This window comes from Clostridium sp. ETTB3, assembly GCF_053571985.1.
This window is the reverse complement of the sequence record NZ_CP199832.1, coordinates 2685001-2690000: the sequence shown is the minus strand read 5'-3', so window position 1 is coordinate 2690000 and position 5000 is coordinate 2685001. Positions and strand designations below refer to the sequence as shown.

Genomic DNA, 5000 nt, shown 5'->3' with positions numbered 1-5000 from the left:
CCGGCAGTCAGACTACGAATGATAAGATCCGTGGTCAAAAGGGAAACAGCCCAGACCGTCAGCTAAGGTCCCAAAGTGTAAGTTAAGTGGAAAAGGATGTGGGATTTCTAAGACAACTAGGATGTTGGCTTAGAAGCAGCCACTCATTTAAAGAGTGCGTAATAGCTCACTAGTCGAGAGATCCTGCGCCGAAAATGTACCGGGGCTAAACTTACCACCGAAGCTACGGATTTGCAAGTAATTGCAAGTGGTAGGGGAGCGTCGTAATCGGGCTGAAGTCGTACCGGAAGGAGCGGTGGACTGATTACGAGTGAGAATGTTGGCATTAGTAGCGAGATGTAGGTGAGAATCCTACAGGCCGAATATCTAAGGTTTCCTCAGGAAGGCTCGTCCGCTGAGGGTTAGTCGGGACCTAAGCCGAGGCCGAAAGGCGTAGGCGATGGACAATCGGTTGATATTCCGATACCACTACCATCGTTATTATCGAGGGTGTGACGGAGAAGGATAGTGTGTGCTAGCGATTGGAAATGCTAGTCTAAGCGTTTAGGAAGTTACGGTAGGCAAATCCGCTGTAACAATTCTGAGGCGTGATGGGGAAGGTCATTAAGACCGAAGTACATGATTCCATGCTTCCAAGAAAAGCATCTAGAGAGAGAAGTAGTGCCCGTACCGCAAACCGACACAGGTAGATGAGGAGAGAATCCTAAGGCCGGCGGAAGAATTGCAGTTAAGGAACTAGGCAAATTGACCCCGTAAGTTCGCGAGAAGGGGTGCCTGCGAGAGCAGGCCGCAGAGAATAGGCCCAAGCAACTGTTTAGCAAAAACACAGGTCTCTGCTAAAGCGTAAGCTGATGTATAGGGGCTGACGCCTGCCCGGTGCTGGAAGGTTAAGGGGAACACTTAGCGCAAGCGAAGGTGTGAACTTAAGCCCCAGTAAACGGCGGCCGTAACTATAACGGTCCTAAGGTAGCGAAATTCCTTGTCAGGTAAGTTCTGACCCGCACGAATGGCGTAATGACTTGGGCACTGTCTCAACTGCAAATCCGGCGAAGTTGTAGTGCGAGTGAAGATGCTCGCTACCCGCGATTGGACGGAAAGACCCCGTAGAGCTTTACTGTAGCTTAGCATTGAATTCCGGTATTGTCTGTACAGGATAGGTGGGAGACTGGGAAACTAGGGCGTCAGCCTTAGTGGAGTCAACCTTGGGATACCACCCTGACAGTACTGGGGTTCTAACAGGACGCCATGAATCTGGTGACTGGACATTGTTAGGTGGGCAGTTTGACTGGGGCGGTCGCCTCCTAAAAAGTAACGGAGGCGCCCAAAGGTTCCCTCAGAACGGTCGGAAATCGTTCGTAGAGTGCAAAGGCAGAAGGGAGCCTGACTGCGAGACCTACAAGTCGAGCAGGGACGAAAGTCGGGCTTAGTGATCCGGTGGTACCTCGTGGGAGGGCCATCGCTCAACGGATAAAAGCTACCTCGGGGATAACAGGCTGATCTCCCCCAAGAGTCCACATCGACGGGGAGGTTTGGCACCTCGATGTCGGCTCGTCGCATCCTGGGGCTGTAGTAGGTCCCAAGGGTTGGGCTGTTCGCCCATTAAAGCGGCACGCGAGCTGGGTTCAGAACGTCGTGAGACAGTTCGGTCCCTATCCGTCGCGGGCGTAGGAAATTTGAGAGGAGCTGTCCTTAGTACGAGAGGACCGGGATGGACTGACCTCTGGTGCACCAGTTGTTCTGCCAAGAGCATGGCTGGGTAGCTAAGTCGGGAAGGGATAAACGCTGAAAGCATCTAAGCGTGAAGCCCCCCTCAAGATGAGATTTCCCATAGCATAAGCTAGTAAGACCCCTTGAAGAACACAAGGTTGATAGGTCAGAGGTGGAAGTGCGGTAACGTATGTAGCTGACTGATACTAATAGGTCGAGGGCTTGACCAATAATATAAGATAATTCATGTGCAATTTTGAGATAACAATCTCTAAAAAAACTCACTCAACAAAGTTGAGGAGTACAAAGTTTTAACTAAATCGAAGATTTAGAAAACTATAGTATCTGGTGATGATGGCGTAGAGGAAACACTCCTTCCCATTCCGAACAGGACAGTTAAGCTCTACAGCGTCAATGGTACTGCATGGGTGACAGTGTGGGAGAGTAGAACGTTGCCAGGTAAAGCATCTAGTATTAAACTAGATGCTTTTTTTGTATAAATGAATACTGCCTGCTGTACAGGTATGTTCAGAGTAGCTTAAGCGGTGAGTATATAAAAAACTCCTTTTGTCAATAATTAAAAAAGGTTTGCAGCCAAATTTAATAGACAAAATGAGGATCTATATAATGGATAACAATAGTCTATCACATACGAAATATAAGTATAAATACCATATAGTCTTTGTACCTAAATTTAGGAGAAAAGAAATATATGGAGAGTTAAAGAAAGAAATAGGAAATATATTAAGATAACTTTGCGGGTGGAAAGGTGTTACAATTATCGATGTAAATGTCAATATATTTTTGTATAAAAAGTGGAAAATAATTATGTACAATAATTAGAATTTACATCTTAGTCAAAGAGCTTTCTAAATGTTCTAATTTTGATTTAGTTCTATAAGAAGGTCCTTTTACAGATATAATATGAGAGTGATGTAAAAGTCTATCTAATATCGCATTTGCGATAACAGAATTTCCAAAAATATCAGACCATTTAGAAAAATTAGTATTAGTAGTTATTATTGTACAATGTTTTTCATATCTTTTAGATATTAATTGAAAGAAAAGATTTGCTGCATCAATATCTATAGGTAAATATCCTATTTCATCTATTATTAAAATCTTATATTTACAAAAATGACGAAGTCTTATATCTAATCTATTTTCAGATAAAGCTTTCTTTAATTGAGAAATTAAATCCTGAAAAGATATAAAATATGTTGAATATCGATGCTTAGCACATTCTATTCCAATAGAGGTCGCCAGGTGGGTTTTACCCACGCCGGATGATCCTACAAATAATATATTTTCTTTATTTTCTATAAATCTTAAAGTCATTAAATCAAGTATCTGCTGCTTATTTATTGCAGGTTGAAAATCAAAATCAAAATCTGTAACTTCCTTTAAAAATGGAAAGTTAGCAACTTTTACACATGCCTGCATAGCTCTATCAGATTTTGCATTAATTTCTAAATTACTTAACTCATAAAGAGCATCAACAATACTTTTATTTCCAGAGTTAATTAGATCTATATATTTATCAATACTAGCTTTGATATTAAGCAATCCTAACTCCTCAAGATTATTTAGTAATTTAACATAGTTATTCATATTATCCTCCTATTTAATTATAAAAAAGCATCAAACTGTTTTAAATTAGCTTCCGCTAGCGATTCTATATCATCCGTACTCTTATTTTTTAACACTGATCCTAAAATTTCTTTATAATCACACTCATTATAATTAATCTTATTATCACTTAATTGATGTGTTGAAATTAAATCTGTGTTAAAATATATTTGTAATTCTTTATCTATTCTTCTAAGAGTTACAGATTTACCTATATATTTAGGTGGTACAGAGTATTTACTTCCTTTATAAGTTATTAGTGAATCCTTATGAACTTTGGTTTGACGGTCGTAGTTCATATAGGATTCTATGATATGATTACTTGGTAAGGGAAGTAGATACTCCTTTTCTTTTTGAAATAATAATATAGGTGGAATGTTAGTTGCTTGGTTTGGTGCTTGATTAACCTTAGAATTTATTCTTTGAAGCAGTTCAATGATGTCTGATTCATTTTCAAATTCTCCATCATAAGGTAATATCCATTCTACAAATTTATTTGCAGATTCTACTTTTCCTTTGGTATAAGAATGCCTTGGTTTACACAATGTAATTTTAAATCCAAAGTCATCCGCAAAAGCTTTTAGCTTGCTATTTATTTTTCTTCCATCTTTAGTTATATCAACAACTGTTTTCATATTGTCAAATAAAATTTCCTTAGGAACACCTCCTGTCATTTTAAAAGATTCTATTAGGCTTTCAAATACATCTTGTTGTGTTTTATTTTTTTTATAAGTAAAACAACAGAATCTTGAATTTCCTAACTTATAAGAAAATACATTGAAAATAAAAACTTCACCATATTTTGAAGTTAACTTAATATCTTCCTTCCAATCAACTTGGGCTTGCTTGCCAGGCGGTGTTTCGAATCTAGCATGTCCTCTTATGGCTTTCTTTGGTTTCAGGTTTTTAAGTTTTACATATTTATTAAAATTTGAATAAGTTCCTATATCACCATATTTATCTTTAAAATATTGATATACTCCATTTATCGTAACGCCATTTATGGCAAGCTTTTCCTTTATTTCAATATAATATTGATCCAATCTACTACTTTTATTTCTAGTTTTTGATTTACCTTCATATCCCTCATAATATTTCTTCACAGTTCTTCGATCTAAATCATATTCTCTAGCTAACTCTGAAAAGTTAGGTTTAATATTCATAGATTTTAATATAGTTAATTGACCTTGTAAATTCATAATCATTAGTATCCCTCCCATAAATAGGATATAACTAATGATCATTTTTGTACATTTTTATTTTCCATTTTCTGTTCATTGTTATATTATCATTTACAATCGAAGCGCATGCCTGCGTATATCATATATATATTTGTAGAGATACCACCAAAGATGAGTATTTCAAGTTTTGTTGGATATTTAAAAGGTAAAAGTAGTCTTATGATATTTGAGAGATTCTCACACTTGAAATATAATTATGGAAACAGATATTTTTGGTGTAGGGGATTTTATGTTGATACTGTAGGAAGAAATCAAAAGGCAATTGAAGAGTATATCAGAAATCAAGACCGTGAAGATATGATAGCGGATCAAATAAGTTTTAAAGAGTATAACGACACTTTTAAGGGTAGCAAGTAAAATAAAATGCGACTGCTGGACCATTTATGCCTCTTAAGATGCAAGCTAGCAATTTGCCCTTATAGG

The 5000-nt window shown here is 37.7% G+C and carries 3 protein-coding genes, 2 rRNA genes and 1 pseudogene (1 of these 6 running past the window's edge); 4 read left to right on the top strand and 2 right to left on the bottom strand.

Annotation, left to right across the window (positions count from 1 at the left end; all coding sequences use genetic code 11):
• The 3 genes and pseudogenes from ACUN06_RS12835 to ACUN06_RS12825 form a co-directional block, all read left to right on the top strand.
• Positions 1 to 1937: ribosomal RNA gene (locus ACUN06_RS12835) — 23S ribosomal RNA — on the top strand; it begins 971 nt to the left of the window's first position.
• A 114-nt stretch (positions 1938 to 2051) separates the two neighbouring features.
• A 5S ribosomal RNA gene (rrf, locus tag ACUN06_RS12830) occupies positions 2052 to 2168 on the top strand.
• A gap of 166 nt (positions 2169 to 2334) precedes the next feature.
• Positions 2335 to 2457 (top strand): annotated as a pseudogene (locus ACUN06_RS12825) (transposase); the annotation flags it as partial.
• Positions 2458 to 2553: 96 nt separating this feature from the next.
• On the opposite strand, the gene istB reads toward ACUN06_RS12825, so the two are convergent.
• Positions 2554 to 3318, bottom strand: a complete 765-nt coding sequence (gene istB, locus ACUN06_RS12820; RefSeq protein ID WP_148325070.1) for an IS21-like element helper ATPase IstB — start codon at positions 3316 to 3318, stop codon at positions 2554 to 2556.
• Positions 3319 to 3335: 17 nt separating this feature from the next.
• Positions 3336 to 4538: an IS21 family transposase gene (gene istA / locus ACUN06_RS12815; protein WP_370778846.1), complete on the bottom strand. Its 1203-nt coding sequence runs from the start codon at positions 4536 to 4538 to the stop codon at positions 3336 to 3338.
• Between the two features lie 105 nt (positions 4539 to 4643).
• Here istA and tnpA point away from each other — a divergent pair, with 105 nt between their 5' ends.
• A complete protein-coding gene (gene tnpA, locus ACUN06_RS12810; RefSeq protein WP_449389923.1) occupies positions 4644 to 4934 on the top strand; it encodes an IS200/IS605 family transposase in 291 nt (96 codons plus the stop codon).
• Positions 4935 to 5000: the final 66 nt, after the last annotated feature.